This window comes from Bacteroidales bacterium, from assembly GCA_023229505.1.
Taxonomy (GTDB): domain Bacteria; phylum Bacteroidota; class Bacteroidia; order Bacteroidales; family JAGOPY01; genus JAGOPY01.
In genome coordinates this window covers 1-26,487 of record JALNZD010000004.1, presented here as the reverse complement: position 1 = coordinate 26,487, position 26,487 = coordinate 1, and the positions used below count along the sequence as shown (strand labels likewise).

The 26,487-nt window shown below is 43.4% G+C and carries 23 protein-coding genes; 12 read left to right on the top strand and 11 right to left on the bottom strand.

What is annotated here, in order from left to right; genetic code table 11:
- Positions 1 to 7 precede the first annotated feature (7 nt).
- The 4 genes from M0Q51_02305 to M0Q51_02290 all read left to right on the top strand — a co-directional run bounded on the left by M0Q51_02305 (position 8) and on the right by M0Q51_02290 (position 3,746).
- Positions 8 to 1,459: a Ni/Fe hydrogenase subunit alpha gene (locus M0Q51_02305; GenBank protein MCK9398812.1), complete on the top strand. Its 1,452-nt coding sequence runs from the start codon at positions 8 to 10 to the stop codon at positions 1,457 to 1,459.
- Positions 1,460 to 1,537: 78 nt separating this feature from the next.
- The gene (locus tag M0Q51_02300; GenBank protein MCK9398811.1) at positions 1,538 to 1,945 is read left to right on the top strand and encodes a hypothetical protein; all 408 of its coding nucleotides are present in this window, start codon (positions 1,538 to 1,540) and stop codon (positions 1,943 to 1,945) included.
- 19 nt (positions 1,946 to 1,964) lie between these two features.
- Positions 1,965 to 2,942 (top strand): dihydroorotate dehydrogenase-like protein, encoded by a 978-nt coding sequence (locus M0Q51_02295; GenBank protein MCK9398810.1) that lies wholly within the window; start codon positions 1,965 to 1,967, stop codon positions 2,940 to 2,942.
- 72 nt (positions 2,943 to 3,014) lie between these two features.
- On the top strand, positions 3,015 to 3,746 hold the full coding sequence (locus tag M0Q51_02290) for a PKD domain-containing protein (GenBank protein MCK9398809.1): 732 nt from the start codon (positions 3,015 to 3,017) through the stop codon (positions 3,744 to 3,746).
- A gap of 50 nt (positions 3,747 to 3,796) precedes the next feature.
- Here M0Q51_02290 and M0Q51_02285 read toward each other — a convergent pair whose 3' ends face one another.
- From M0Q51_02285 to M0Q51_02265, 5 genes are read right to left on the bottom strand one after another with little or no spacing between them, the layout of a single operon-like run.
- Positions 3,797 to 5,095, bottom strand: a complete 1,299-nt coding sequence (locus M0Q51_02285; GenBank protein MCK9398808.1) for an alginate export family protein — start codon at positions 5,093 to 5,095, stop codon at positions 3,797 to 3,799.
- A gap of 36 nt (positions 5,096 to 5,131) precedes the next feature.
- Complete coding sequence (locus M0Q51_02280; protein ID MCK9398807.1) at positions 5,132 to 5,893, bottom strand: phosphate ABC transporter ATP-binding protein; 762 nt, start codon at positions 5,891 to 5,893, stop codon at positions 5,132 to 5,134.
- A gap of 1 nt (position 5,894) precedes the next feature.
- Entirely contained in the window at positions 5,895 to 6,752 is an 858-nt protein-coding gene (locus tag M0Q51_02275; GenBank protein MCK9398806.1) for an ABC transporter permease subunit, read from the bottom strand.
- Positions 6,752 to 7,654 carry a phosphate ABC transporter permease subunit PstC gene (gene pstC, locus M0Q51_02270; GenBank protein ID MCK9398805.1) on the bottom strand — a complete coding sequence of 301 codons (903 nt, stop codon included), beginning with the start codon at positions 7,652 to 7,654 and terminating at the stop codon, positions 6,752 to 6,754. Before pstC ends, M0Q51_02275 begins: the two co-directional genes overlap by 1 nt.
- Before the next feature lie 2 nt (positions 7,655 to 7,656).
- Positions 7,657 to 8,628, bottom strand: coding sequence for a substrate-binding domain-containing protein (locus M0Q51_02265; GenBank protein MCK9398804.1), 972 nt, complete (start codon positions 8,626 to 8,628; stop codon positions 7,657 to 7,659).
- Positions 8,629 to 9,148: 520 nt separating this feature from the next.
- On the opposite strand from M0Q51_02265, the gene M0Q51_02260 reads away from it, so the two are divergent.
- Entirely contained in the window at positions 9,149 to 10,057 is a 909-nt protein-coding gene (locus tag M0Q51_02260; protein MCK9398803.1) for a PAS domain S-box protein, read from the top strand.
- Here M0Q51_02260 and M0Q51_02255 read toward each other — a convergent pair.
- Positions 10,054 to 12,045, bottom strand: a complete 1,992-nt coding sequence (locus M0Q51_02255) for a glycoside hydrolase family 127 protein (GenBank protein ID MCK9398802.1) — start codon at positions 12,043 to 12,045, stop codon at positions 10,054 to 10,056. The genes M0Q51_02260 and M0Q51_02255 overlap by 4 nt on opposite strands.
- A 72-nt stretch (positions 12,046 to 12,117) precedes the next feature.
- Between M0Q51_02255 and M0Q51_02250 the strand changes: the two genes are divergently transcribed.
- Positions 12,118 to 13,509: a Gfo/Idh/MocA family oxidoreductase gene (locus M0Q51_02250; protein MCK9398801.1), complete on the top strand. Its 1,392-nt coding sequence runs from the start codon at positions 12,118 to 12,120 to the stop codon at positions 13,507 to 13,509.
- Positions 13,510 to 13,644: 135 nt separating this feature from the next.
- Here the strand turns inward: M0Q51_02250 and M0Q51_02245 are convergent, their stop codons facing one another.
- The 3 genes from M0Q51_02245 to nikR are packed head-to-tail and all read right to left on the bottom strand — an operon-like array spanning position 13,645 to position 15,529.
- A complete protein-coding gene (locus M0Q51_02245; protein ID MCK9398800.1) occupies positions 13,645 to 14,337 on the bottom strand; it encodes a sulfite exporter TauE/SafE family protein in 693 nt (230 codons plus the stop codon).
- A 55-nt stretch (positions 14,338 to 14,392) separates the two neighbouring features.
- Entirely contained in the window at positions 14,393 to 15,097 is a 705-nt protein-coding gene (locus M0Q51_02240; GenBank protein ID MCK9398799.1) for a formylmethanofuran dehydrogenase subunit E family protein, read from the bottom strand.
- 33 nt (positions 15,098 to 15,130) lie between these two features.
- Positions 15,131 to 15,529, bottom strand: coding sequence for a nickel-responsive transcriptional regulator NikR (gene nikR, locus M0Q51_02235; protein MCK9398798.1), 399 nt, complete (start codon positions 15,527 to 15,529; stop codon positions 15,131 to 15,133).
- A 101-nt stretch (positions 15,530 to 15,630) separates the two neighbouring features.
- On the opposite strand from nikR, the gene truA reads away from it, so the two are divergent.
- Positions 15,631 to 16,386 carry a tRNA pseudouridine(38-40) synthase TruA gene (truA, locus tag M0Q51_02230; protein ID MCK9398797.1) on the top strand — a complete coding sequence of 252 codons (756 nt, stop codon included), beginning with the start codon at positions 15,631 to 15,633 and terminating at the stop codon, positions 16,384 to 16,386.
- Here truA and M0Q51_02225 read toward each other — a convergent pair.
- Positions 16,352 to 17,314, bottom strand: coding sequence for a transketolase family protein (locus M0Q51_02225; protein MCK9398796.1), 963 nt, complete (start codon positions 17,312 to 17,314; stop codon positions 16,352 to 16,354). The genes truA and M0Q51_02225 overlap by 35 nt on opposite strands.
- A gap of 140 nt (positions 17,315 to 17,454) precedes the next feature.
- On the opposite strand from M0Q51_02225, the gene selD reads away from it, so the two are divergent.
- The 5 genes from selD to M0Q51_02200 all read left to right on the top strand — a co-directional run bounded on the left by selD (position 17,455) and on the right by M0Q51_02200 (position 23,270).
- Positions 17,455 to 19,644 (top strand): selenide, water dikinase SelD, encoded by a 2,190-nt coding sequence (selD, locus tag M0Q51_02220; GenBank protein MCK9398795.1) that lies wholly within the window; start codon positions 17,455 to 17,457, stop codon positions 19,642 to 19,644.
- 154 nt (positions 19,645 to 19,798) lie between these two features.
- Positions 19,799 to 20,869, top strand: coding sequence for a YCF48-related protein (locus M0Q51_02215; GenBank protein MCK9398794.1), 1,071 nt, complete (start codon positions 19,799 to 19,801; stop codon positions 20,867 to 20,869).
- Between the two features lie 185 nt (positions 20,870 to 21,054).
- Positions 21,055 to 21,282 (top strand): DUF433 domain-containing protein, encoded by a 228-nt coding sequence (locus M0Q51_02210; protein ID MCK9398793.1) that lies wholly within the window; start codon positions 21,055 to 21,057, stop codon positions 21,280 to 21,282.
- 662 nt (positions 21,283 to 21,944) lie between these two features.
- Positions 21,945 to 22,385: a hypothetical protein gene (locus M0Q51_02205; protein ID MCK9398792.1), complete on the top strand. Its 441-nt coding sequence runs from the start codon at positions 21,945 to 21,947 to the stop codon at positions 22,383 to 22,385.
- 93 nt (positions 22,386 to 22,478) lie between these two features.
- Entirely contained in the window at positions 22,479 to 23,270 is a 792-nt protein-coding gene (locus M0Q51_02200) for a tetratricopeptide repeat protein (protein MCK9398791.1), read from the top strand.
- A gap of 146 nt (positions 23,271 to 23,416) precedes the next feature.
- Here M0Q51_02200 and dnaE read toward each other — a convergent pair whose 3' ends face one another.
- Complete coding sequence (gene dnaE, locus M0Q51_02195) at positions 23,417 to 26,359, bottom strand: DNA polymerase III subunit alpha (GenBank protein ID MCK9398790.1); 2,943 nt, start codon at positions 26,357 to 26,359, stop codon at positions 23,417 to 23,419.
- Between the last annotated feature and the right edge of the window lie 128 nt (positions 26,360 to 26,487).

The following is a 26,487-nucleotide window of genomic DNA, read 5'->3' as shown; positions in this document are numbered from 1 at the left end:
TCAGGAAATGTCTCAGAAAATCACTATAGAACCCGTCACCAGGGTGGAAGGCCATGGAAAAGTCACCATCCGACTCGACGATCAAAATAACGTTTCACAGACAAGGCTTCATATTGTGGAATTCCGCGGCTTCGAGCGCTTTGTCCAGGGGCGGCCTTATTGGGAAGCCCCGGTTTTGGTTCAGCGTCTCTGCGGAATTTGCCCGGTGAGCCACCACCTGGCGGCAGCCAAAGCATTGGATGTGATCGTTGGCGCCGGTACGGGCGAAGGCCTCACACCGACCGGAGAAAAAATGCGCCGGCTAATGCACTATGGACAAATGTTCCAGTCACATTCGCTGCACTTCTTTCACCTTGCCTCTCCTGACCTGCTTTTGGGAATCGATGCCGATCCCGCTATCAGGAATGTCATTGGGATCGCTATTCATCACAGGGACCTGGCAATCCAGGGTGTGATGATGAGAAAATTCGGTCAGGAGATCATTGCCGCGACGGCAGGTAAAAAAATACATGGAACAGGCGCTATACCAGGTGGTATCAACAAGCACCTCACCATTGAGGAAAGAAACCATTTCCTGATAGGCCCGGACCCGATGAATATTGATAAAATGATCGATTGGTCAATCGGTGCTCTTAATTTCTTTAAGACTTATTACAAAAAGAATAAAGAATTCATCGATTCATTTGCCTACTTCCCCTCCAACCATCTCAGCCTGGTGCGTAAAGATGGCGCACTGGACCTTTATCATGGTGTTATTCGTGCAGTTGATACTGATGGGAAGAAAATCCTTAATGATATTGATTACCAGAATTATACTGATTATATTGAGGAAGAGGTCAAGGCGTGGAGCTATATGAAATTCCCTTATTTGAAGGAATTAGGCCCGCAAAAAGGATGGTACAGGGTAGGTGCGCTGGCCAGGTTGAACACCTGCGACTTTATTCCAACTCCTCTTGCTCAGAAAGAATTTGAAGAATTTAAATCCCTGACAAATGGTAAACCGAACAACCATTGCATGCATTACCATTATGCACGATTAATTGAAATTCTTCATTCGGCTGAAGAAATGAAAAAATTATTGAATGATCCTGACCTTCTTGAAGGACCACTTGTCACAAAAGGAACCAAAACGAATGAAGGTGTCGGTTTGATCGAGGCACCCCGTGGTACCCTTTTCCATCATTACAAGATCAATGAGTATGACCAGATCATTATGGCCAACCTTATCGTTTCAACCACACATAACAATGAGCCGATGAACCGTTCAGTGAACCATGTGGCTAAATCATGGATGAATGGTAAAACTCAGATTACCGAACCGATGATGAATGCCGTTGAAGTGGCTATCAGGGCTTATGATCCTTGCCTGAGTTGTGCTACGCATGCATTGGGTCAGATGCCTCTTGATATTTCACTTTTTGATAAAGATAATAACCTGCTTGACAGGAAGCGGACATAAACATTGACAGCGTTCTTTCAAATACTCATATACGGCTTTGGTAATCCCGGCCGGGAAGATGACGGGCTTGGCATCGAGTTGGCAAGAAGACTGGAAGATTGGTCTAAAAAATCTGGTTTGCCAGGCATAACATTTGACTCAAATTACCAATTGAATATCGAAGATGCAGAAGTTATTTCAGAAAAAGATCTGGTAATTTTTGCTGATGCCTCAACAGAAGAAATTGATGATTTTATATTAACAAAGGTAACAGGGGAAAATGAAGTATCTTTCACAACTCATGCTGCCTCACCAGGGTATATCGTGAAGTTATGTGCGGATTTATTCGGAAAATGCCCAAAAGTGTATTTGTTGCATATCAAAGGATATCAATGGGAGTTCCGGGAAGGTTTTTCTGAAAAAGCGGAAAATAATTTACAAAAAGCATTCGAATACATGAAGGATTATCTGTTAAATTTGTTCAACACCGAAATAAGACCAACTTAAAACTTAAAACTGATATAGCATGGATCTTTCAACGACTTATATGGGGCTTAAGCTTCGCAACCCCCTAATTGTCAGTAGTTCAAGAATAACCAGTACAGTCGAAGATATTAAAAAATGTGCCGACTATGGCGCAGGCGCCATCGTCTTGAAATCACTGTTTGAGGAACAATTTATTGCAGATCCCAACCGGCTGATAGACCAGGACGAGAGTTACTTCTGGTATCCTGAAGCGATTGAATTCATAAGTCAGCATTCAAAGGAGCATGGGATCAAAGGATACCTTAAACTGATACATGGAGCAAAAGAACAAACCAATATCCCGATTATCGCCAGTATTAATTGTGTCACCGCCACCGAGTGGCCCCGTTATGCGAAGGAATTGGTTGAAGCCGGCGCGGATGGTCTGGAGTTAAACGTTTTTATCGTGCCAAAAGATGAAAGAACCTCCAGTGCCGAAATCGAAGATCTTTATGTTAAAATAGTCGAGGAGGTAAGGAAGAATGTCGATATTCCAATTGCAATAAAAATCGGCCCTTTCTTCAGCAATGCATTTAATACTACCAAACGCCTCTGTCAGGCCGGAGTCAATGGCATGGTTGTATTTAACCGTTTTTACAGGCCGGATATTGACATTGATACGGAAGAAATCACCCGGCCGAATTATTTGAGCTGCCCGCAGGAAATGGGCCAGCCTCTTCGTTGGGTATCCCTTTTCTCCACACGCGTTAAATGTGATATTGCCGGAAATACCGGGATTCATGACGGAAGTGGCATGATTAAAATGATATTAGCCGGTGCATCAGCAGTTCAGGTATGCTCAACATTATATATCAATGGGCTCGGTTATATTGATACGATGATCAGTGATCTGCAGAAATGGATGACCTGGAAAGGTTATGAAAAAATCGACGATTTCAAAGGAAAATTAACGAAACATCATGAAAATATAGCTGCATTTGAAAGGGTTCAATTCCTGAAACAAGCACTTGGAGAATAATTTTTGCAATTTATTTACAGAATCGTCATTTTCTTTTTATCTTTACCCACTTAAAATTTAAATCTTAAACCTATGAAAAGAGTCTTACTCATTACAACATTGACAGGCATTTTTTTCCTGGCTCTCGCAGTCCTATTTCCTGGCTGCAAAAAAGATAACAGCAATCCGGTAATTGTATCAGTTGCTGTTAATCCTTCCAGCATCGCGGCCAGTGGCTCCGTTAACGTAACTGTTACAGCAACTGATTCGGATGGCGATGCCTTGACGTATGCTTACACCCCAAACGGTGGTGCCATCAACGGGGCTGGCGCTTCAGTCAGTTGGACTGCACCCAGCCAGGCAGGTACTTATTCAGTTACTGTTACGGTCACGGATGGTAAAGGAGGCACAGCCACCGGTTCAGGCACCCTTACGGTCACTGCTGTAAGCACCGTCACGACCATTAATGGTACAGCCTATTTCCCGGCAGGTGTTAGTGGTGATCTTTCCAACTCTAAGGTCAGCATTTATACAACGCTGGATAACTGGAATTGGAACCAGCCCATCAAATTTGTGGGTGCTATTGGTTCAGGCGCTTCTGTTACTTTTTCGATGGTTGATGTGCTTCCTGGCAATTATTACCTCGATGTATGGAAAGATATTGACAATGGTGCTACTTGGTCATCAGGAGACTTTGTCGGATGGTATGGATCAGGTGGCCTGGGAAGCCCGGCATTGACCGAATTCCAGATTATTCAGGGCGAGACAAAGAACTTTAGTGTTCAGATGTACATCATTGCCAAAGGTGCTAAACTACCCAAATAATTATGAATAAATAAATAAAAAAGGCTGCCTGGTGAATCAGGCGGCCTTTTTTATTTCTCGAGGAAAACAGGTTTTGCAGTTATCATCACCCAAACCCAGGAAGGAAACCTCGAGTTACCGGGTTCAATTCCCTGGAGTTTTTCCATGGAATCTGTAACGAGATAGCAAGAATAACCTCCTTTCAAATTCACTATTTTGCTGATATCCCATGAAATATTGAGGTCGAGTTCCTGTCCGAGTCCTTTTGGTATGTAACTGGTTTGCATGGGAGGCAATGCATCAATCACGTTATTCTCAAGGCTGAAAAAATGAAAGTCTGCAGCGAGTGTTGTATTGGTTACCGGATTCCATTTTAATCTCAGGAATATATCCATAATCCCGCCATCACCGGTAGCTTTTGGCAGATTATTGAATAAATCCAGGTGCCCAAAAACCCTGTGCCTGACTCCATAAAGATTATCAAAAGAATGAGACTTTTCCCCATAATCGGGATAATTGATTTTCTTCTGATCATTACCCGACAGGTAATCAATTCCTGCACCAATTGAAAAGGCCTTCTTAAAAATATAATCACCGCTGATGGCAAACATATAAGCACTGGTCTCTAATCCTTTCCTGTTTTTCCCATTCTGGTAAAAACCACTGACCATGGCACTAAGCCCTCCTTTTTTTATCCCCAGGTAACCGCCATAAGTTCCTTGCCAGTTTATATCAGGTGTCGTGTCAGTAGCAGTAAACCCAGACGCAAGGGCCATTACCGAAACATTAAGCCAGTTTGTGATGCCCTTTTTCAGGTATATGAAATTCAATGATTTCATCTTAGCGCTGGTATATTCATCATAATAATTTTTTTCAGATAAGTTATTCCAGGATAGTCCCACATCAAATTGCAATTTATCCTGGATATGCTGGAAAAGGACTGCATCATACTTAATTTCGCTTTGATTCCATCCACGCGATGAAAGTAACCGCTCATCTTCATAAATCCAGTATTGCCTGCCAATTTTAATCAATCCATTCTGATAAGGTTTAATCCCCAACCATGCTTCATTCAGGTCGATACTGGACTTACTCCCGGTAACGCCGGTTGAAGAATACATGTCATCATCCCCCCAAACCCTGACATCCTGGATTCCAAACCCGAATGAGAAAATCCCGGTCTGATAGTAAGCCGATAGTCTGCTTCTCTGAGAAATTGTCAAAATTGGTTTTTCATCTTTCGAAAGGATTTCCCCATAGCCTCCCCGGTATTCAAAACGGGGTCTGAATTCTCCTTTCAGCGTAAATTGTCCTTTCGTTTGTGAAATGATTAACAGTCCGAAAATAAAAAATATCAGTACTTTTTTCATCAGTTTAAAATTTAAGGATTCAAGAATAAATAAAATTTAATAGAATAACCCTTTTAGATAGGATTTGGTTTTTTCTTCCTTCGGATGATTAAACACCTGGTCTGCAGTGCCTTGTTCAATTACTTCTCCCATATACATAAAGATAACGTTATCCGCAATCCTCCTGGCCTGACGCAGGATATGGGTTACCAGGATGATGGTATAATTCTTTTTGAGCTCGATGAATTTCTCTTCAATAGCCTGGCTGGATATGGGATCCAGAGCAGAAGTCGGCTCATCGGCAAGAATGATCTCAGGGTCAACTGCAAGGCCGCGCGCCAGGCATAGTCGTTGTTGCTGGCCGATTGACAATTTAGAGGCCGGGTCCCTCAGCCTGTCTTTCACTTCATCCCATAAATTTGCAACCCTGAGATAATGTTCAACACGCTTATCCAGAAATCTTTTCTTTCTCCTTCCACTGATCCTTAATCCATAAGCGATATTGTTATAAATATTCATTGGAAGGGGGTAAGGACGCTGAGACAGGAGACCCATTTTCTGCCTGAGTTTTGTAATATCCATCTGGGTATGAAGGATATCATCATCATTAATAAAGATCTGTCCGGTTACCTTCACGTCCGGGTATATATCGGTAAGCCGGTTCATACTTTTCATCAGGGTGGTTTTTCCACAGCCCGAAGGGCCCAGTATGACGGTAATCTTCTTTTCAGGAATAACAACATTGATATTCTTCAGAATATGTTGTTTCCCGATGTACAGATCGAGATCTTTGATAAGTATTTTGACACCTTTATCCATGTCAGAAATTAATTTTGTGTTTCTGATACCTTTTAGAATATAACCTTGCCAGGATACTGATGATGAGAATGATTACCGTTAGGATAACGGCGGAGGCATAGGCCCGGTCCTTAACTTCTGCAATAGGTGATGAAAGCTGGAAAAATATGGCTAACGGTAATGTTGCCGTGGGCTGCATGAGTGAAGTAGGGATATGATCGGTATATCCGGTTGTGAAAAGCACTGATGCCGCATCACCTATTGCCCTTCCGAATGATAACAGGATGGCTGTGACAAGTCCTGGAGAAGCCTGTCTCAGGAATACTCTGAAAGCAGTTTCTGAATGAGTTGATCCCAGTGACAAGGATGTTTCCAATAACCCGATGGATATAGTTTTTAAAACCTCATCCATGGCCCTGACCATGATTGGAATGATGAATAGCGTTACAGTGATAATACCTGCCAGCAAAGAAGTTTTTAGCCCGAAATAGATCATGATCGTAAATCCAAAAGCACCATAAACAATAGAAGGTATTCCCCAGAGCAGGTCCAGTAAAAACCTGATCATATTGATAAGTTTTTTATGCTTCACCAGGATGACATTCATTAATAATGCTACCGGCAACCCGATAAGAACAGCCAGCAGTGTGGCGCCGATTGAAAGATACAGGGAGCCGATTATTGCATTCAGGATCCCGCCTTCCTTACCAAAATAAAAGCCGCCTTTTGGGGTTTGAGAAATCATTTGCCAGGAAAGTGACGGTAAGCCCTTATATAATATACTGAAAATGATCAGGAGAAGTATGATCACGATCAGGTTAGTTGAAATGAACATCAAAACCCTGAAAAATTTCTCTTCTATGAATCTGAACTTCCTCATCAGCTCGTCTGTTTTTCAAGCCTTACAATGGCTAGTCGTGATAAAAAGTTAAACACCAATACCACGAAGAACAGGATCAACGCGGCCAGCATCAGTGCCGAATCGTACATTGGAATCGATAACATTTCCCCGTAATTGTTTGCGATAAGTGCTGGCAGGGGATACCCCGGCTGAAATATCCCGGTCGGTATTTTAGCCACATTTCCAACAACCATCAGAACGGCAATGGTTTCGCCGAATGCACGGGAAATGCCCAGCCCTAAAGCGGAAATAATGCCCGGAAAAGCTTTCCTGAGCAACACCAGTTTGATCGTTTGCCATTGACTGGCACCGAGCGAAAGCGAAGCTTCTTTAAGCTCATCAGGAACAGTCTTAAATACATCTATAAGAATATTCAGGACAAAAGGAATGATCATAACAGCCAGAACAATTGCGCCGGTGATAATAGTATATCCTGATGAACTGACTCCAAAAAAAGGAGCTACATAATGTGAAATGAAGGGTACAATAACGAGTATTCCCCAAACACCAAAAATTACGGAAGGTATCCCTGCCAGGATATCAATAACCGGGTGCATGATGCGAAGGACCCAGCCTTTGGCATATTGTGTCAGGTGAATTGCAGTTAGCAGGCATATAGGTCCGGCTATTAAAAGGGATAATACAGTCACCCATATAGAACTGACGGCAAAAGCTAAAAAGCCGAATTTCCCGGACAATGGCCGCCAGTCGCTTGAGAACAGAAGGTCAACAAGCGATTGGTCTTCCAAAAGGAGGGTAGACTTTATATAAAGCCCGACTCCCAGAAAGAAAGGAAGGAAAATGACCATTATAAGACCGATCATCATCCAGATCAGGTGCAGCCTGCTTCTTAGATGTCGCCCAATTCTATACCTGCTCAAGCTTATTTGAGTTTTAATTTTTCGTTTTTGATCTTCTCATCAGGGAGCTGCACATAGCCCCCTTCGTGTACATATTGCTGACCATTAGAAAGTATCCAGTCAAGGAAAGCAATGATCACAAGATCGGTTGGTTTGCCTTTGGAGACAAGATATAAGTCACGTGCAGGTGGCGACGGATATCTGCCGGTTTGAATGGCAAGCATAATAGTATCAAGGCTTCCGTAGAAGTTTTCCTCAGCATCAATCAACCGGTTACCATTAAAATCAATAGGGATGATTTCCATGCCTTCATATTTCTTACGCGACTTGATATCATAGGCATAAATCACATTATTGAAGCCAATCCCGTATTTATCATTTTTAACCGCATCTGCAATGCCGGGATCACCGAAAACGCCAACCCCAAGAAGGCTTTCCTGGTTTTTTCCCAGGTATTTTCCCCATATTTCAGCAGCACCGCATGCATCTGAACGGGTATAAACATTGATTTTATTTTGATCGGGAAATTCGAGAAATTTGCCCCAGGTGTGAGTGTTTCCACTAAGGTAAATTTCTTTGAAAATTTCCTGTGTAAATCCCTTTTTTAATATTTCATCAAGAACAGGGTTTTGGTTGCTGATGGTAGGTAAAACAGCATCTTTTGTCACGGCTATGAACCATGCCCCCTGGTCAATTTCGGACTGACTGACTTCACGGGAGAACATGGCCAGGTTAACCATTCCTGAGAGGACATCTGTCATGCCTTTTCCTGCTCCTCCTGCCGATATATCGATTCTTACAGCAGGGTTTTGCTTCTGGAATTCCTCTGCCCATTTAACAGTCATAGGGTAAAGAGCAAAAGCTCCTGAAATGGAAATGGTCCCTTTAAGTTCACCTTTCTTGTTTCTTCTTCCACCCTCTGGTGACGTACATCCGGCCGAAAGAATAATCATGGAAATAAAAATCAAAAACGTGATTGTTCTTAAAGTTTTCATGTGTATTATTTTTCGGACCGGATTGCCATCTTATCTCAATCCTAGGGAATGTATGACTTATCCGATCGTTATAAAAATTTCAGTAAAATTAAAAATATTTGCTCATAAAGTATTTAATCTTGATTTTTCCAATGCTGGTCCGGAAAGAAAATGATGGGGGATATCAGCATTCTGCGCTAAAGAATAAGAAAATTGTTTATATAAATTTTGACTTTTGTCATTGATTTGTTTATTTTTGTTAAGCTTTTGCCACAATTTTCATATTATTATCTCAATGAAAACCGTTTCGGTATTATATACCGCGTTCGCTTCAATATCGCTTTTTACGTGCTTTCTTCAACTTGTTCTATCATTTGTCAAAAGGGGTAATATTCTGGCTCTCATTAGTTTAATACTTTCTTTTGTTGTTTTTCTCCGTTTTAGCGTAATTATATTATGCTCTGAACCTTTTGGCATAGCAGATCATCATTTGACCCTATTGAGATGTCAGTTATTATTGACCCAGGCTGTTTTCATTTTCATGCTTGGTGTAATTTTTTATTTCCTGGAGCATACAAAGAAATTGATCATTTTATTGCATGTTTCAATGATTGGTTTTTTGATGATCCTGAGCCTGATCATACCTGATAATATTTTATTTGGCAATAATCAAGCACGGTACTTTAGTGATTTGTCTGATGGCAATATTCCATTGATCAGTAAAGGTTTTACCTGGTGGAGGGCAATTACTGACATGACTATTTTAATGTTTGCCATCTCAACTATTCTTTTAATCGTTAAAAGATTAGATTCTGTCAGTTATAAAACCGTTATCATATTTTTTACAGGATTAGGGTTGATCTTGTTCGCAGGCTTATTCGATCAGATTGTTGACCTTGGCCCGATAAATTCGATCTACTTGCTTCCTTTTACAATTTTCCTGTTTTACCTGATTTTGAATTTTATCCCATATGCCGATTTACTGAAAAATGTCTTTGAAAATAATATAATCTACGAAGAGGAGAAAAAATGGCGAAACCTGATTTATGAAGCAGATGTCATAGTTGTTGACCTTAACCGTATGGGACATGTAGAGTTTATCAATCCGTTTTTTCTTGAATTAACTGGTTACGAGGAAGATGAAGTTATGGGTAAAGACTGGTTTGAGTTTTTTATTCCTCCAAAAGAGTACAATAAAGTTCAGGGCGCATTTATCGAAATTCTTGATTTTGAATTTCATACTCATTACAACAACCTGATTTTAACCAAATACAAGGAAGAAAAAATGATCAGGTGGTTTAATGTAAGGACCCGGGATCTTAACGAGAATATAACAGGGAGCTTAAGCATCGGAGTGGATATAACAGAAGATTTGCGCGAAAAAGAAAAGATAATCGATAAACTCAAGGCGGCACAAGACCTGATTGAAAAGTTAAAGACCAAGGGTTAGAAATCCTGAACAAAACCATCCTTAAACCAGACTGTCATCTCACCGGAACCGCGGTTAGCCCATGCATAATAGGGTATTGCCCTGAACTCCTGTGGTACAAGGCTGACAATTCCGGCTTCCGATTCATAAGCAGCATTAATGGTACCGGTTAAGGTGCCTACCCCGCTGAGCAAACCTGTTTGATAATCATAATGTACCTCTGCATCGTCATCCAATATGAGGTTCATAACACCGGGCAATTTTTGGTCAATCGCTTCAGCACAATAAATAATAGGCCCGCGTTGCAAAGCAACACGCCCTTCATTGGCTTTGACCAGTTTGTTCGATTTGACTCTTCTGGGCATCATAGGAAATTCAACAATAACTTCATCGCCATTTTCCCATTTTCTTTCAATAGAAGCATAGCCATCTATTTGAGAAACCTTCAATTCTTTTCCATTAACTAAAAACTTTGGTTGTTCTTTGAATTCATCAACAAAATAATACAGATCTGTCGGAAACGCCTCATTCCTGGCCCAACCTGGAACCCTGACCATCATGTTGAAGGATAAAGGCTCCGATGTATTTAGCTTTAACCTGATTTGACCTTCCCAAGGGTAGTCGGTTGATTGCCCAAGTCTGATATCTTGCCCTTCGATCTTAATTTCAGCTTCATTACCAATAAAAAGATTTACAAAAAGCTTATCCCTATCAACTGCGTAAATATAACCAGGGATTGATGGCAGGAAACGGGTAATATTCACCGGACAACAGGCACAACCGAACCATGGTTTGCGGGTATATTGGCCCTTTGAAGCAAGGGGATTTGGATAAAAAAACTGATCACCGTTTAAAGAAACACCTGACAGCAAGCCGTTATAAAGGACTTTCTCGAAAATATCAAAATATTTGGATTTACCATGGAATAAAAACATCCGGTAATTCCATAATGCATTAGCAATGGCCGCGCAGGTCTCACAATAAGCCTCCATATTGGGAAGGTCATAGGCTTCTCCGAACCCTTCGTAGCTCCCGGCCGAACCTATGCCTCCTGTAATATACGTTTTCCCTGATACCACATCTGACCATAACGTATCTATTGCTTTCAAATACTTCTTTTCTCCCGTAAGAGCTGCTATATCGGCCATCGCCGCATACATGTACTGAGCCCTCACCGCATGTCCGACAGCAATATCCTGCTCTACTACTTTTTTATGCATTTGGTTATATTCATCCCCGCCTGATCCCCTCACATCAAGAAAAAACTTTGCGAGATCAAGGTACTTTCTTTCACCGGTAACACGAAAAAGCTTTACAAGACCGATTTCAATTTCCTGGTGACCAGGTGCTTTCTCGATTTTTCCCCAACCAAACAAACTGTCGGTAAGGTTTGCATTTTTTATAGCAACATCGAGTAATGTCCGTTTGCCTGTAGCCTGGTAATGGGCTACAGCAGCTTCATATAAATGGCCGGCATTATAAAGTTCATGGCTACTCTCTTCTTCTTTTTCCCACCGTTGCTTTCCTGCCATTTCATGTGTATTTTGCGGATCAATAGTCCTGTTTGTATACAGATATCCGTCACTTTCCTGCGCAGCAGCAATATAGCCGATTAATGAGTCGAGATAGGCATTGAGTTTTGGGTCTGGATAAATCTGCATCGAATAGCATGCTGCTTCTATATTCTTGTATACATCTGAATCATCGAAAGGGTATGGTGAGCAAAATTTACCCTCAACTTGTTTTCCGGCAATTAGAAAATTGTCAATCCTGCCAGTTTCTTGTGCCTTCCGGAAAGCGATCGGGATAGTAACTTCGTGATTGATTAACATCCGCCTGGCCCAAAAATTGTCGGATACCTTTACATTAGTAAATGCTACAGGTTTTATGGGATAGTCCAACGTTGAAGGGCTAATTCTCTGACATCCGTTTAACAGTATGAAGGATAAACCAAAAATAAGCAGAATACCATATGTTTTTACAGCGGTCAATGTTGTTTTTTCTTTCATACTTTTTTCAATAATACTCAAGTAACATTTTATAAATTTACAAAGTTATTAATAACAAATAAAAATACTATTATGTCCGTTAAAGGAACAAATCGTAGGGATTTTATCCGCATTGCTGCGGCAGGTGCAGCGGCTCTTGGCTTAGGCCTGAAAGGAATCAGCGGATACGCTTCAGCCATTCCAGGAATTACCCCAAACAGGCCGTCAGGTCAAAAAACCGTGATGGGGCTTACTTGTAAGCCATTGGGAAAAGTCCGTATTGGGGTAATTGGGTTGGGAATGAGAGGGATGGAAGCGGTAAGTAGATTGCTAAGCGTGGACGGTGTAGTAATTACCGCGGTTTGTGATATATTGCCCGATAGGGTCCTTCAGGCTCAAAAAAATGTGAAAGATCTTGGATTACCTCAACCAATTGGCTTTTCAGCCGGACCAGATGATTGGATGAAACTTTGTGAAAGAGATGATATAGACCTTGTGTATTCCTGCACTCCGTGGTACTTGCATACCCCTAATGCAGTATATGCAATGAAGAATGGAAAGCATGCGGCCATTGAAGTTCCCGGTGCAACTACACTTGAAGAATGTTGGTCGCTCGTCGATACAGCAGAACAGACACAACGACATTGTATGATGCTGGAAAACTGTTGCTATGATTTCTTTGAACTTGCAACTTTAAATATGGCCCGAAAGGGGGTCTTTGGCGAAATCATGCATGCTGAATGTGCTTATATCCATGACCTGCGCTGGTTGAAATTCGATGAGGAAAATGGCTATTATAACATGTGGAGGCTTAAATACAGTATGAATCATAATGGCAACCTTTATCCGACTCATGGCCTTGGCCCGGTTGCCCAGATCATGGGTATCAACCGCGGCGACCGGATGGAATACCTGACTTCCATATCTACCAACCAGGTTGGAATGAGCTTATATGCAAAAAATAAATTCGGGGAAAACTCGCCCGAATATCAGCAAGCTTATGAATTGGGTGATATGAATACAACACTTGTCCGAACAGCAAATGGTAAAACCATTATGATCCAGCACGACACGACAAGTCCCAGGCCTTACAGCCGGATCCATATGATCAGCGGAACGGGCGGAATTGCGCAGAAATGGCCGGTGGAACAGATCGCCCTGGAACCCAATGCCCACGAATGGCTGGTTGAAGACGAGTACAAAAAGCTCCTGGCTCAATATGAACATCCCTTAGTCAAAAAAGTAGGGGAGATGGCCCGGGAAGTCGGCGGTCATGGCGGGATGGACTTCATCATGGACTGGCGCCTGATCTATTGCCTCCGGAATGGCCTTCCCCTCGACGAGAATGTTTATGATGCAGCCGCCTGGTCAAGCATTGTTGAACTAAGCGAAATATCCGTAAGAAATAAGAGCCAGATGCTTGAAATTCCTGACTTTACCAGGGGGTTATGGGCTGAAACCAAACCGTTAGGTATTGTGGAGTAAGGAACAGACTATCTTCTTACTATATAATTTTACACTTTCAATCAAAATCTTCTTTTAATGCTTGTTTAAGAAGGTTACGGGCATGACACCTTCGGAATACAGGATTAAAAAGCGGTTATCCTGGAAGGATTAAGTTCAGATCAGCCACCAAATGCCAACTGCAATAGCCAGGGAACCAGCAATGATCCGTATGTTCCTGAAAACTTTTGACTTAGGGAAATCAGCAGTCCTTTGGGCAACCAGGCCTAAAATCAGTGCATAGGAAACCATCGTGATTATTGTTCCAAATGCAAAACCAGAAAGATAGATAATTGAATCATGCATACTGGGCAGTGCCAACGTAGGCAGGATTATGAGGAAATGTGAAATTCCTGCAAAACCATGCAGGGTTCCGATTAGGAGTGCCGTAACGCTATTCTGCCTGTTTGTCTTCTGATGTTCATGAAAATGCTCAAATTCATCTTCATGTTCATGCCGGTGAATATGGATCTGTGGGGACGGCACTGCATGATAATGAGGGTGAACATGATAAGAATGAAAATGTTTCAGCGATTTAATAATTGCCCAGATTCCTATTCCGATCAGAACAATGCCAACCAGGTATTCACTGTATCCGGAAATTTTTTCTACATGAATGACTTCCCTGAAAGCTATATACAACATTCCAATCATCAACATTCCCAAAACATGGCCTAATCCCCAGAAAAATCCAATATGCCAGGCTTTTTTACGGTTTTCAATTGCCAGTGGAGTGACCGCTGCCAGGTGGTCCGGACCGGTAACCACATGTACTGAGGACATCAGGATACCTGTGAAGAATTGGAGCATTCGATAATTGTTAAATTAAATTGTTCGATTGTTCGATTGTTAATTTGGTTCCTCTTTAGTTTCCTTTAACTTCCTCTATTTCAAAGATCTCATTCCTGTCGTATTCAAGCCAGATGTCAAGGGCCAGTTCCCGGATCCTTTGCCAGTATTCGGCTGTCAGTCCTCCTGATACCTTGATTGCTTCTTTTATTGAGCCTTCTATTTCTTTATAAATGATCTCTTTAAGAGCTATTCTTATTGTCTTTCCCCCGCAGGTGAAATCAGCAACCGGGCCTGCAGTATTAACCTCCCTGATGCTGATCAGCCCATGACCAAGGGTGGCGCCGGTGCTGACCTGCAAGCCATCGTTCAAACAACTGATTGGAGGTTTAGACCCTGCGTTTGTAATGATGATCAGTTCATCATGTCCGGCATTAAGGATTTCCCTGGCGTACAAACCCATCTTGGCGCCGATTATTGCATAAACGCCCAGATGACCATGCAGTTCGCTGGTCAAAACCACAAGCCTCCATTCTTCATACCCGTATTTTTCGATGACTTTAGTCATCATCATCCGGATATCAATTGCGTAATCTTCCGGGTGAATGGGGAAATTGGAAAATACGACTCCTGCATTTTCATTAGAATGGGAACCCGTGCTATCTTTTTGTGAAATTTGCTCCTCGGAAAAGCCTTGTATGCTTTCCTTCTTATCGGAAACAACCTGCCCAATAATAGAATTTGCTATCATAATCATACTGAAAATAATAATTAATTTCATAGACTATTTTATTAACTCAGAACTCAGAACTAATCACATTCCGCTCATCACTAATTCACCATGAAAAATCCCTTTAAGCCCGATTAACTGGTTGGCCAATTCGGTCAGCTTGTCCGATTTTCCTTTAACAGCAATGGTTTCAAGGCAATGATGATGATCGAGGTGCACATGTTGTACCGAAAGGATCAGGTCGTGAAAATCATGCTGGATTTGCGTGGAATTATGTTGCAGGTCTCGCTTATGGTGATCGTATACCAATACAATGGCTCCGGCAACTTCCTGGTTTCCTTCCCATCGCTGCGTAACAAGATTCTTCCGGATCAGGTGACGGATTACCTGTGACCGGTTAGGAAATTTATTCTTTGCAGCAAATTCATCCAACGCTTGAAGGAGATCATCTTCCAATGATACACCAAATCGTTTTATATTCATAGTAACACGAATTTTAAAATGATAACACAAAAATATTAAATTACTATACCAATTAGTTAAAAAAGCAGGAAAGCCTTAAATTTGAACCGATTTTAGATAAGATGTCTTACCGGTATTTCATCAAGCTTGCTTATAACGGCTCCAGGTATCATGGCTGGCAGATCCAGGATAATGCTTTAACCGTTCAGGAGGTTATTACCAAAGCGATACGGTTAATATGGTCAATGGATTTTAATATGGCTGGTTGCGGAAGGACTGATACCGGCGTCCATGCCAGGGAGTTTTATGCACACTTTGATTTGGAGGAAGAGAAAAGCCGGGAGGAGCTGAATGAACTTACACGCGGGTTAAACCGTTATTTGGAGGAAGATATCCTGATATACAACATCTTTCCCGTCGTTCAAGACCTTCATGCCCGGTTCAGCGCCATCTCCAGAACCTATGAATATCACATCCATACCCGAAAGGATCCATTTTTAAATGAGTTTTCATGGTTTGTTCCTCAGAAATCAGATATCGGTTTGATGAACGCAGGGGCTGATATATTGAAAGAATACAATGATTTTACAAGCTTCTCGAAGCCTAATGCAAATCGAAAAACTAATATCTGCAAGATAATCCGGTCAAATTGGGATTTATCTGACCACCGCCTGATTTTTACTATTACAGCTGACCGTTTTCTTCATAACATGGTGAGGGCAATTGTTGGGACCCTCCTTGATCTAGGGCAGCAAAAAATTTCGATCGAAGATTTAAGACGGATTATAGAAAGCAAAAAACGTTCGGGTGCAGGGGAATCAGTCCCTGCCAAAGGTTTATATCTTACAAGGATCGAATATCCGGGCTTTCCAGAATGATTTTTTGTATAGACTGACTGGTAAGCCCATACTTTTCCATAAGCTCCCTTGGGCTTCCTGACTCACCGAAGCAGTCGGGCATCCCGACATAATGAACCGGCACGGGGAAATTCCCTGCTATAACTTCTGCAACCGCACCCCCTAAACCTCCTGTTACCTGGTGTTCCTCAGCAGTGATGATCCTTCCGGTTTCGCGGGCGGCTTTGATAATAGCCCCTTTATCAATAGGTTTTATGGTGTGCATATTCAACACCCTCACCCGTATGCCTTTTTCTTTCAATGCCTTAGCTGCCTGCAGGGCTTCCCAAACCAGGTGTCCCGTGGCAATAATGGTTGCATCGTTACCATCGTACATCAATTCCGATTTTCCAATTTCAAATTTCTGATTCACATCCGTAAAATCAGGTACGGCTTCCCTTCCAAACCGGATATAAACCGGACCGGTGAGCTCTTGTATGGCCTGAATGGTGGCGATTCTTGCCTGGGTGGCATCGCATGGGGAAATGACGGTCATATTGGGGAGAACACGCATCATGGCAATGTCTTCAAGGGCTTGGTGCGTGGCGCCATCCGGCCCCACCGAAATCCCCGCATGCGCTCCTCCAATAATGACATGAAGGTTGTTATAACAAAGGGATATCCTGATAAAGTCAGTTGTCCTCATGGCAGCAAATACGCCATAGGTTGAAAATACGGGAATCTTGCCCGATAAGGCCATTCCTGCTGCCACACCGATACAATTCTGTTCTGCAATTCCAAGAGAGAAAAACCTTTCAGGGAACTCAATGGCGAACAGGTTCATTCCAACAGATGTTGTAATATCTGCACCCAGCCCGACCACATGAGGGTTAATCCTGGCAGCATCCCTGACTCCTTCACCGAAGCCGGTTTTGGTGGGCTTATCTCCTTTATTTTCAAATTCTTGCATTAGCTAGGTTTCAAGTTTCAATGTTCCAGAGCATTTCAATTGTAAAAATAACAAATCAAATCTATCTGAATTATTATTGTGGAAGGCAGGATCATTTTAATTAAAAGTAACTTTGAAATTGAAACCAGAAACTAACAATCATGCCCTTACCGATCTACCTCGACTACAACGCCACAACGCCGGTTCATCCTGAAGTAGCAGACGCCATAAGACCATACCTTGAAAGCATCTTTGGAAATCCTTCCAGCACTCATGTTTACGGCGCCCGGGCCAGAATGGCTGTGGAAAATGCCCGTGCCAAGGTTGCTGCTCTGCTGGGATGCAAGAATCATGAAATCATTTTTACCAGTGGTGGAAGTGAGTCGAATAATCTGGCAATAAAAGGAGTTGCCTTTAATTATAGAAATAAGGGTAATCATATTATAACCAGTAGTATAGAGCATCCTGCCGTTTCGGAAGTATGCAAATATCTTGAAACTCAGGGTTTCCGGATTACCTGGCTTCCAGTGGATGAAACTGGGTTGGTATCGGTTAATGACCTGGAAAAAGCCATTACCAATGAAACGATCCTCGTTACCATCATGCATGCAAATAATGAGGTAGGGACCATTCAGCCTATTTCACAGCTTGTTGCTCTTGCCCGGAAACATAATATTCTCTTTCATACTGATGCAGCTCAATCGGCCGGGAAAATCCCGGTTGATAACCTGGATGTCGATTTACTTTCCGTGGCAGGACATAAACTTTATGCTCCTAAAGGTGTTGGGACGCTTTTTATCAGGGATGGTGTAAAGCTGGAAAAATTGATTCATGGCGCTGATCATGAGCACAATTTAAGGGCCGGCACGGAAAATGTGGCATTGATCGTCGGGCTTGGAAAGGCTTGTGAATTGGCGCTCAGGGATCTGGATGAAAATATGGGGCATTCCAAAAAACTCCGTGATCTTCTTCATCAAAAGATTTCTGAAGCAATTCCGGACGTGGTTCTTAACGGTCACCCCGAACGCCGTCTACCTAATACCCTTAGCCTTTCTTTTCCCGGAATAGAAGCAAACCTTATCTTATCTGAATTATCTGAAGAAGTGGCAGCATCTGCCGGGGCAGCATGCCATGCAGGGGAAACCAATATTTCAGCAACTTTGAAAGCCATGGATGTACCGCTTGAAATTGCCATGGGTACTATCCGATTTTCTACCGGACGGTTTCTCAATGAAGATGATATTGAAAATGCATCCGGTTCGATAATCAGGGCAGTAAGCCGCATGATGTCGGATAAGCCTGTAGCTGCAGAAGAGCGGGAAATCCGGTTAACCCAATTTACCCATGGGCTGGGATGTGCCTGCAAACTCCGTCCCGAGGCGCTGGAGGAAATACTGCAATCCCTGCCTGTAAGTTTTCATCCGGATATCCTGGTGGGAAATGATAAATCGGACGATGCGGCAGTTTACCGGATCAACGATGACCAGGCTATTGTCCAGACCCTTGACTTTTTCACCCCGGTGGTTGATGATCCTTATGAATTCGGTGCCATTGCAGCGGCCAATGCACTAAGCGATATTTACGCGATGGGAGCGGTTCCATTGTTTGCCTTGAACATTGTCGGGTTCCCATCTAACCGGTTGCCATTGGAAGTGCTTAAGCAGATATTGAAAGGTGCATCCGATAAGGCGGCTGAAGCCGGGATCCAGATCATTGGCGGTCATACGGTGGATGACCCGGAGCCTAAATTCGGCCTGGCAGTCACCGGGATTATCCATCCTGGAAAAATCCTGAAGAATGACGGCGCTCTGCCAGGAGATAAGCTGATCCTCACCAAACTAATTGGAACAGGTATTCTTGCAACTGCTATGAAGAGGGGAGTGCTTGATAGCAATCTGGGGAGAATTGCCATCGACCAGATGATGATGCTTAATAAAACAGCCGCAGAAATCATGAAAGACTTTCCGGTCAGTTCATGCACTGATATCACCGGGTTTGGATTGATGGGGCATTTATATGAGATGACATCTGCCAGTGGCGTGGATGCTGAAATCTTTTCATCGGATGTCCCTTTATTGCCCGGGGCAGAAGAAATGGCTGCAGCTAATATTATTCCGGGCGGAACTCTCAATAACCTTGAATTTGCTGAAAAATTTGTGATCTGGGACGAAAAAGTGTCTTACCTAAGGAAAGTTTTGCTTTGCGATGCCCAGACTTCCGGCGGGCTGTTGATTGCCTTACCGGAAAGATACGCAGAGGATTTTCTGCACCGAATGGATGAAAGTGGAATCACCGCTGCCATCATTGGCAGGATCACATCACAGGGGACCGGATTGATCAGGGTTGGGTGATTTTCGGGTTGGATCTACCCAGGCATCCGAGTGAAGAAAAAAATTGATTTTTACAGATGGATTTCTTATATTTGTGGGCAACCAAACCGGTCTTTTCTGAAAATTAATTCAACATCAATCTTTATCCATTATAATCATGATAAATAAAAACTTGATGATTTTGGTATTATTTGCAGTGCCGGTATTCATGACCAGTTGTAATAAAAACAACGACAATCCGCCTGATAATGAAGTAATTGGTTGGGCGGCAGGGAATGCGCACAATGGTTTCGGAACGATCATTCATACGACAAACGGCGGTACCAGCTGGGAAAGACAGGGCGATTCCACGATGATCCCTGATGCATACCTGCAGGACATCCGTGCCGTAGATAAAAATAATGCATGGGCTGGCGGAATTTCTGAAAGCGGCTATCCGGTGATTTTAAGAACGAAAGACGGAGGTATAACCTGGGTCCGTCAAGGATCAGGTTCAGGACTGCCGGATGTATCTGTATCGGGAATCTGTCCTGTGAATAACGATGTTTGCTGGGCTGTAGCCGACCAGGGAGTGATCCTGAAAACAACAGATGGAGGAAATACATGGACAGCCCTAAAGGCCTCAATTGATTATTCAGATGAATACCAGATGGTGGCAGCTGCAGATGAAAACCATGTCTGGGTTGTAGGAATGGGCGATACGGTTGCAATGATCCATTACACTTCCGATGGAGGCCTTACCTGGGAAAGGCAGGGGACCGACTGCCTTACCACCGGTAATATGCCCAATGCGCTCATCGACATTCATGCAGTCGATGCCAATTTTGCCTGGGCTGTGGGTCCGAGCCAGGCCATTTATACAACAGACGGAGGAAAAACATGGGTGAATAAACCGACTCCTATCGGGTACAATCACAATAACGGTGTTTGCATTGCCAGTAATACGGATATTTTCCCTTATGCAGATAACCTGGTAGTATGGGTTGCAACCGATTATAACATGATTTTCAAACTATCCGGGCTAAATAGCGATTGGGTTAAACAACCGGGCATTAATGGCGCATTGTCGGCCATGTACATGGGGGTCGCAGCAATGGATGAAAACATGGTTTGGATAACGTCAGAAGGTTTTTCCGGGCATGGGCAAATCTTTCACACAAACGATGGAGGAGCTACCTGGGACATTCAGCATACCCCGGCTGATATTTCTTTACGCAGGATCACCTTTGTTGGTGGAAAGCGGTAAAAAGCGGATTCACATCGTATGGCAGGAAGAATTTCTCGCTGATTTTCGCGGATTATAATGTGCTGATTTGAAATGATCTGCGTGAATCTGCAAGAAATCTAAATATTCTTTTTAGACACTATTTCTATTATTTTCAAACCCGGGTTCGTAATTTTATGATGTATCTTTGCAAAAAGGTTAATATTATGATTGATTATAAACAGATTATCACAATAGAACCAGGAAAACGAGGCGGTAAACCATGCATCAGAGGGATGAGAATATCTGTGAATGATATTCTTGGCTGGTTAGCTTCCGGGATGACAATTCCGGAGATTCTAAAAGATTTTGATGAGCTTACGGAGGACGACATTTATGCAGTTTTAAGCTATGCAGCGGACAGAGAGAATAAGATATATCAGGTTGCAGTATGAGATTTTTATTTATGATAAAAACCATGGTTGTTTTGAGATAATCAGATATAGATAAAAATAGCGTTTACGCCAAATAATAAGGCATCTCACCAGAAAGATTCAACTAGGATTTTCTTCACCGAATGACAGAAAGCGGCATCACGGGGGCCGCCATCGGCAGGATTAAATCAACAGGAACCGGGTTGATCAGGGTTCGTACTTGAAGCGGATCCCCGCTTTCGCGGGGATGACGTTGTTAGTGATGTTAACCAAAAGCGGCGCGGCATGAAAGAGTTTCCCGCTTACGCGGGAATTTGCCTGCTATTTGTATATTTCGAAAAAGCCCGGGTAAACAAGAAAATAGCTCCGGTGACTAATTAATACAGATGCTGAAGGATAATTCGGACATCTAAATATTGTACTTTTGAGAGAGTTAACCACGTCAATTCGCTATTAGTCAACATTTAACTATAGAAACGGATGTATTCGTTAATGTATAAAGAATCCCACTCAGGTAGAGTTATGTTTATTCGCACAAACATCCGTCTGTAGTATATATAATAATTCAGGCGCTGGATTATAAGTATATGTGGTACATTTAGCCATATTATACGTCATGTTTTAACGACAATATAGAACCAGAAACAAGGAATATTCGAAAAACCTCATATAAGTAACTGAAAATGCCTGTAACCACTATTTCCACCGAAGTCCTAATCAACCATTTACGCGATACTTTGCGCAATCCCGACAATAAAATCTGTTTTATATTAGGTGCAGGTGCCAGCGTGGAATCTGGCATTGAAAGCGGAGCCATGCTTGCGCGGCAGTGGTATAGCGAACTTCCTAAGTTTCATTCCGAACAAAGAATTGCCGATTGGAAAACTGAAGTGGCTTTTGATGAAAACAATATTCCAGCTTTTTATTCCAAACTATTCAGACTACGCTATGATGGCCACCGCGATGATGGGATACACCACATTACCAGTATTATAGAGAAAGGTAACCCCGGTTTTGGCTATACCATATTGAGCCAGGTATTGCAACGCACACAACACAACGTAGTTATCACAACAAACTTCGACACGCTGACTGAAGAATCACTATTGGTATTTACTAACTAACGCGCTTTGGTTTGCAACCACGAAAATGTAGCCCACCTGGCGCGGCCAAGCAGTACAAGACCTCTGATTGTTAAAATACATCCCGGTCTATACATGGATCCACTGAACGACCAGGACGAAATTGCAGAAATAAAGCCTCAATGGAAAAAAGCATTGAACGGTATTTTCAGTAACTATATACCTATTGTAATAGGCTATGGCGGTAATGACGGAAGTCTGATGAACTACCTCAATCATATTGACGCTTGCCAGCGAATGTACTGGTGTCTGGTTAGTGAACGCACCCCGCGCCAAGATATTTTAGATGTAGTAGCGAGACATCGGGGCAGTTTTGTTGTTACCGGGGGATTCAACCGGCTGATGTTCCGCTTTATTGACCTTTTTGGCCTTACAAAGATACATGATGTGCTGGAACAACTGGCAAAAGAGCGTGCCGAAAAACTGCGCAATGAATTTGAAGAAGCCGGAAAGGGCATTGGCCTGACAGGTACTGCCCAAGAAAAAAGCGAGTTAGGTAAAGTGGCTGATGATTTTGATACGACCGACTGGCTTCAGTGGCAATTGAAAGTTGCAGCCGCCAAAGATCCCAAAGAGAAAGAGGCTATTTACTTGCAGGCATTATCAGCTTTACCTCAAAGTCATCAGTTATATAACAATCTTGCGTTTTGGTTGGATGAATGGGGGCGTTATGACGAAGCGATTTCCTCCTTCCGCAAGGCCGTTGAAATAAAACCGGACTATCACGAGGCCTGGTACAATATGGGCATTTCATATAGTAAAAAAGGCGATATCCAAAACGCTCGCATATGTTATGCAGAAGCCTACAACTTGAATCCCAATGACCCGGATTACAAAAAGAAGCTCGACAGTTTAGGAAATGAATAGGATTATATCCACTTATTTCTATGCAATAATTGTTGTTTCAATAGGTTGAAACGAAATTCATCTCTTTTTCAGGTTGACACTTTTCTGATAACAGACATAAAAAAATACCCGAACTTAAACCTTAACACTTAAACCTTAAAACTCCTCTATCTGCCTCTCGGATCCGGTTTTAACGGCAGTTTTGCCATCTTTTCCACTTCCAGGCTGGGGAAACCGAATTCCTCCACCACTTTTCCCAAAATGAGATAAACCCCGTCGCCTTTAAAAGGAAACGTCCTCAGCGCAGGAGGGAAGTGCACCGTATCGAAGAATTCTCCTTCATGATCCAGGAATGCTGCAAAGTGCATGATTTCCTTCCTGACTGTGCGGACATACTTTATCGTCACCAGGTTTCCGACCATTCTCACTTTTTTCCCGATATGGCCGGTTAGGTCCCTGGCCATGATCTCCCCGCGGAACGGGGTCTGCAACAGGTCGAATGCTGTCATGCTTACCGGCCAGCCCAGCAGCTCGATCTCATCATAGGCGTCTTCCACCTGGTTGTGCACCAGGCGGGGCAGTTCGAATGCCCTGGAAGGCGCCCGGAAGAGCGACTGGTGGTGTTCATTGGGCTGACTGCGGTGCAGCAACTGGTGGACGTCCCAGAGCAGTTCGGCTTTTGACCTGCCGGTAAACCGGAAGGCCCCAATACGGATGAGCAGGATCAGCTGCTCAAGACCGGCATTCACCCGCTCCACGAAATCATCCAGGCCGGCAAACATCCCGTTTTTTTCGCGTTCCGAAATAATCGACTGTCCCATCTGGCGCTCCAGGCTGTCGACGTGAATAAACCCGATGTAGATATCGCTGCCCCTTATACAGGTCTTATAGTTGCTGTTATTCACGCAGGGGAGGTGTATTTTCGCCCCGCTCCGGCGGGCTTCATTGAAATATACCCATGTCCGGTAAAATCCGCCGAAATTGTTGATCACGGCCACCATGAATTCCTGTGGGTAATGGGCCTTAAGGTAAAGGCTCTGGAAACTTTCCACGGCATAGGATGCTGAATGGGCCTTGGAAAAGGAATAACCGGCAAAGGATTCGACCTGGCGCCAGACTTCTTTCGTGATTTCTTCCGGGTATCCCTTTTCGCGGCAATTCTGAAAAAACTTATCCACGATGCGGTCAAGCTCCTTCCTGCTTCTGAATTTCCCGCTCATGGCCCGTCGCAGCACGTCAGCATCGGCCAGGTCAAGCCCGGCAAAATGATGGCAAACCTTCAGCACATCTTCCTGGTAAACCATCACCCCGTAAGTCTCCTCCAGCTGTTCCTTCATTACGGGATGAATGTACCGGAACTTATCGGGATGATGAAAACGGTGGATGTATTCCTTCATCATGCCTGATTTGGCGACACCCGGGCGGATGATGGAGCTGGCCGCGACCAGGGTCAGGTAGTTATCGCATTTCAGTTTTTTCAGCAAGCCCCTCATGGCCGGGCTTTCAATATAAAAACAGCCGTTAGTTTCACCGTTCTTCAGCTGTGACTTAACTTTGGGATCGCGTTTAAAGCGTTCGACCTGGTGAACATCCACTTTGATTGCCCTGTTTTCAGCCACAATGTCAGAGCATTCCTTGATATGGCCGATACCGCGCTGGCTCAGGATATCGAGCTTTTCAAAGCCGAAATCTTCAGCAACATACATATCCCACTGGGTAGTGAGGAACCCTTTGGGGGGCATGTCCAGCGCCGTGTAGCAGGTGATGGGCTTTTCGGAGATCAGCACCCCGCCGGCGTGAATGCTCCTGATGTTAGGAAAATCGACCATCATCCGCGCGATCTCGTAAATCTGGCGTGTAACGGCATTTTTATTGATTTCCGTGTAAGGCGAGTTGGTCAGATCATCGATCTCCTGTTTTGGCAGGCCATATACCTTTCCCAACTCCCTCAGGATGGAACGGCCTTTAAAGGTGGACATGGCCCCCAGCAGAGCGGTGTGTTCCCGCCCGTACCTTTTGAAGATATAATCCTGCACCGTTTCCCGCTCGGTCCAGGAATAATCGATGTCGAAATCGGGTGGGCTGGTCCGCTTCGGGTTGATAAATCGTTCAAAGTAAAGATTCAGGTCGATGGGATCAACATCTGTGATTTTCAAACAATAAGCAACAACACTGTTGGCTCCGCTGCCCCTTCCGACATGATGAAACCCCCGGCTCATGGAATACCGGATAATGTCCCATGCAATGAGGAAATAAGCCGAAAATCCCATCTTGTAAATGATCTCCAGTTCATGCCTTATCCTTTTGATGGCCTCTTTGTTTGTTTTACCGTAGCGGTATTCCAGGCCGTCCATCGCCAGTTTCTCGAGCAGGATGCGGTCATCGTAGAGACTGCCCGTAAATGTTTCCTTGTTCTTAACCGATTGATAATCAAAGTCTATCTGGCATGATGCCATCATCTTTTCCGTATTCAGGATGATTTCCGGGTAGTCGCGATAAGCTCCCGACAGGCGCTCCGGTGAAACAAAATACTCATGCCGGGATGCCGTCTGACCCGGTTGAAGCTTGGTAATGAGTGTGTTGTGGTCGATGGCGCGCAGGTTCTGATGGAGCAGGAAACTGGCAGGGCTCTCAAGGACCACCGGATGTTGAACGACTAACCCCTTTTGGTTATGGGAAAACTCCGTCTGTAGCAACTGGCGGACAAACTCCGGCCGGATGCCGATTTTTTCGTGATCCTTCAATTTTCGTCCGGTAACAGATCCGAAAGGGTAAATGACGTAGACATTCTGAAAAACCGGCGGATGGCGGGGCAGGGGAGTCCCCTCCAGGTTCCGGCCGGACAGGAACTCGTTTATCTCGCGGAAACCTTCGTTATTCATTGCCAGGCAGGTATATAGAAGGGTGTCGCCATCGCGGAATTCAATTCCGGCCAGCGGCCAGATACCTGCTTCCTTACAAAGTCTGACGAAATCAAGCACCCCGGTGGAATTGTTGATGTCAGTCATCCCCAATGCCTCTATGCCAAGCACTTTGGCTTGTTCTACAAGCTTTTCCGGCGACATCGTCCCGTAACGCAGACTGTAATATGAATGACAATTCCAAAACATCACCAATGACTCTTATATAACTTCTTTTTTCAAGCAGCTTCAAGTTGAGCGATTCTCTTCTTTAGTTGATTGATTTTCTTTTCTTTATATTTTTGTTGATAATCATCCAAGGCCTTGGGGTTAAAAGC

Bases quoted from the DNA above. Each gene is read 5' to 3' on its own strand.
- M0Q51_02225 (MCK9398796.1), bottom strand. From the start codon at position 17,314: ATGCAAGAATTTGAAAATAAAGGAGATAAGCCCACCAAAACCGGCTTC.
- dnaE (MCK9398790.1), bottom strand. From the start codon at position 26,359: ATGTTTTGGAATTGTCATTCATATTACAGTCTGCGTTACGGGACGATG.
- M0Q51_02245 (MCK9398800.1), bottom strand. From the start codon at position 14,337: ATGCTCCAATTCTTCACAGGTATCCTGATGTCCTCAGTACATGTGGTT.
- M0Q51_02215 (MCK9398794.1), top strand. From the start codon at position 19,799: ATGATTTTGGTATTATTTGCAGTGCCGGTATTCATGACCAGTTGTAAT.
- truA (MCK9398797.1), top strand. From the start codon at position 15,631: ATGTCTTACCGGTATTTCATCAAGCTTGCTTATAACGGCTCCAGGTAT.
- M0Q51_02295 (MCK9398810.1), top strand. From the start codon at position 1,965: ATGGATCTTTCAACGACTTATATGGGGCTTAAGCTTCGCAACCCCCTA.
- M0Q51_02280 (MCK9398807.1), bottom strand. From the start codon at position 5,893: ATGGATAAAGGTGTCAAAATACTTATCAAAGATCTCGATCTGTACATC.
- M0Q51_02305 (MCK9398812.1), top strand. From the start codon at position 8: ATGTCTCAGAAAATCACTATAGAACCCGTCACCAGGGTGGAAGGCCAT.
- M0Q51_02200 (MCK9398791.1), top strand. From the start codon at position 22,479: ATGGATCCACTGAACGACCAGGACGAAATTGCAGAAATAAAGCCTCAA.
- M0Q51_02290 (MCK9398809.1), top strand. From the start codon at position 3,015: ATGAAAAGAGTCTTACTCATTACAACATTGACAGGCATTTTTTTCCTG.
- M0Q51_02250 (MCK9398801.1), top strand. From the start codon at position 12,118: ATGTCCGTTAAAGGAACAAATCGTAGGGATTTTATCCGCATTGCTGCG.
- M0Q51_02265 (MCK9398804.1), bottom strand. From the start codon at position 8,628: ATGAAAACTTTAAGAACAATCACGTTTTTGATTTTTATTTCCATGATT.
- M0Q51_02260 (MCK9398803.1), top strand. From the start codon at position 9,149: ATGCTTGGTGTAATTTTTTATTTCCTGGAGCATACAAAGAAATTGATC.
- M0Q51_02285 (MCK9398808.1), bottom strand. From the start codon at position 5,095: ATGAAAAAAGTACTGATATTTTTTATTTTCGGACTGTTAATCATTTCA.
- nikR (MCK9398798.1), bottom strand. From the start codon at position 15,529: ATGAATATAAAACGATTTGGTGTATCATTGGAAGATGATCTCCTTCAA.
- selD (MCK9398795.1), top strand. From the start codon at position 17,455: ATGCCCTTACCGATCTACCTCGACTACAACGCCACAACGCCGGTTCAT.
- M0Q51_02240 (MCK9398799.1), bottom strand. From the start codon at position 15,097: ATGAAATTAATTATTATTTTCAGTATGATTATGATAGCAAATTCTATT.
- M0Q51_02205 (MCK9398792.1), top strand. From the start codon at position 21,945: ATGCCTGTAACCACTATTTCCACCGAAGTCCTAATCAACCATTTACGC.
- M0Q51_02210 (MCK9398793.1), top strand. From the start codon at position 21,055: ATGATTGATTATAAACAGATTATCACAATAGAACCAGGAAAACGAGGC.
- M0Q51_02255 (MCK9398802.1), bottom strand. From the start codon at position 12,045: ATGAAAGAAAAAACAACATTGACCGCTGTAAAAACATATGGTATTCTG.
- M0Q51_02275 (MCK9398806.1), bottom strand. From the start codon at position 6,752: ATGAGGAAGTTCAGATTCATAGAAGAGAAATTTTTCAGGGTTTTGATG.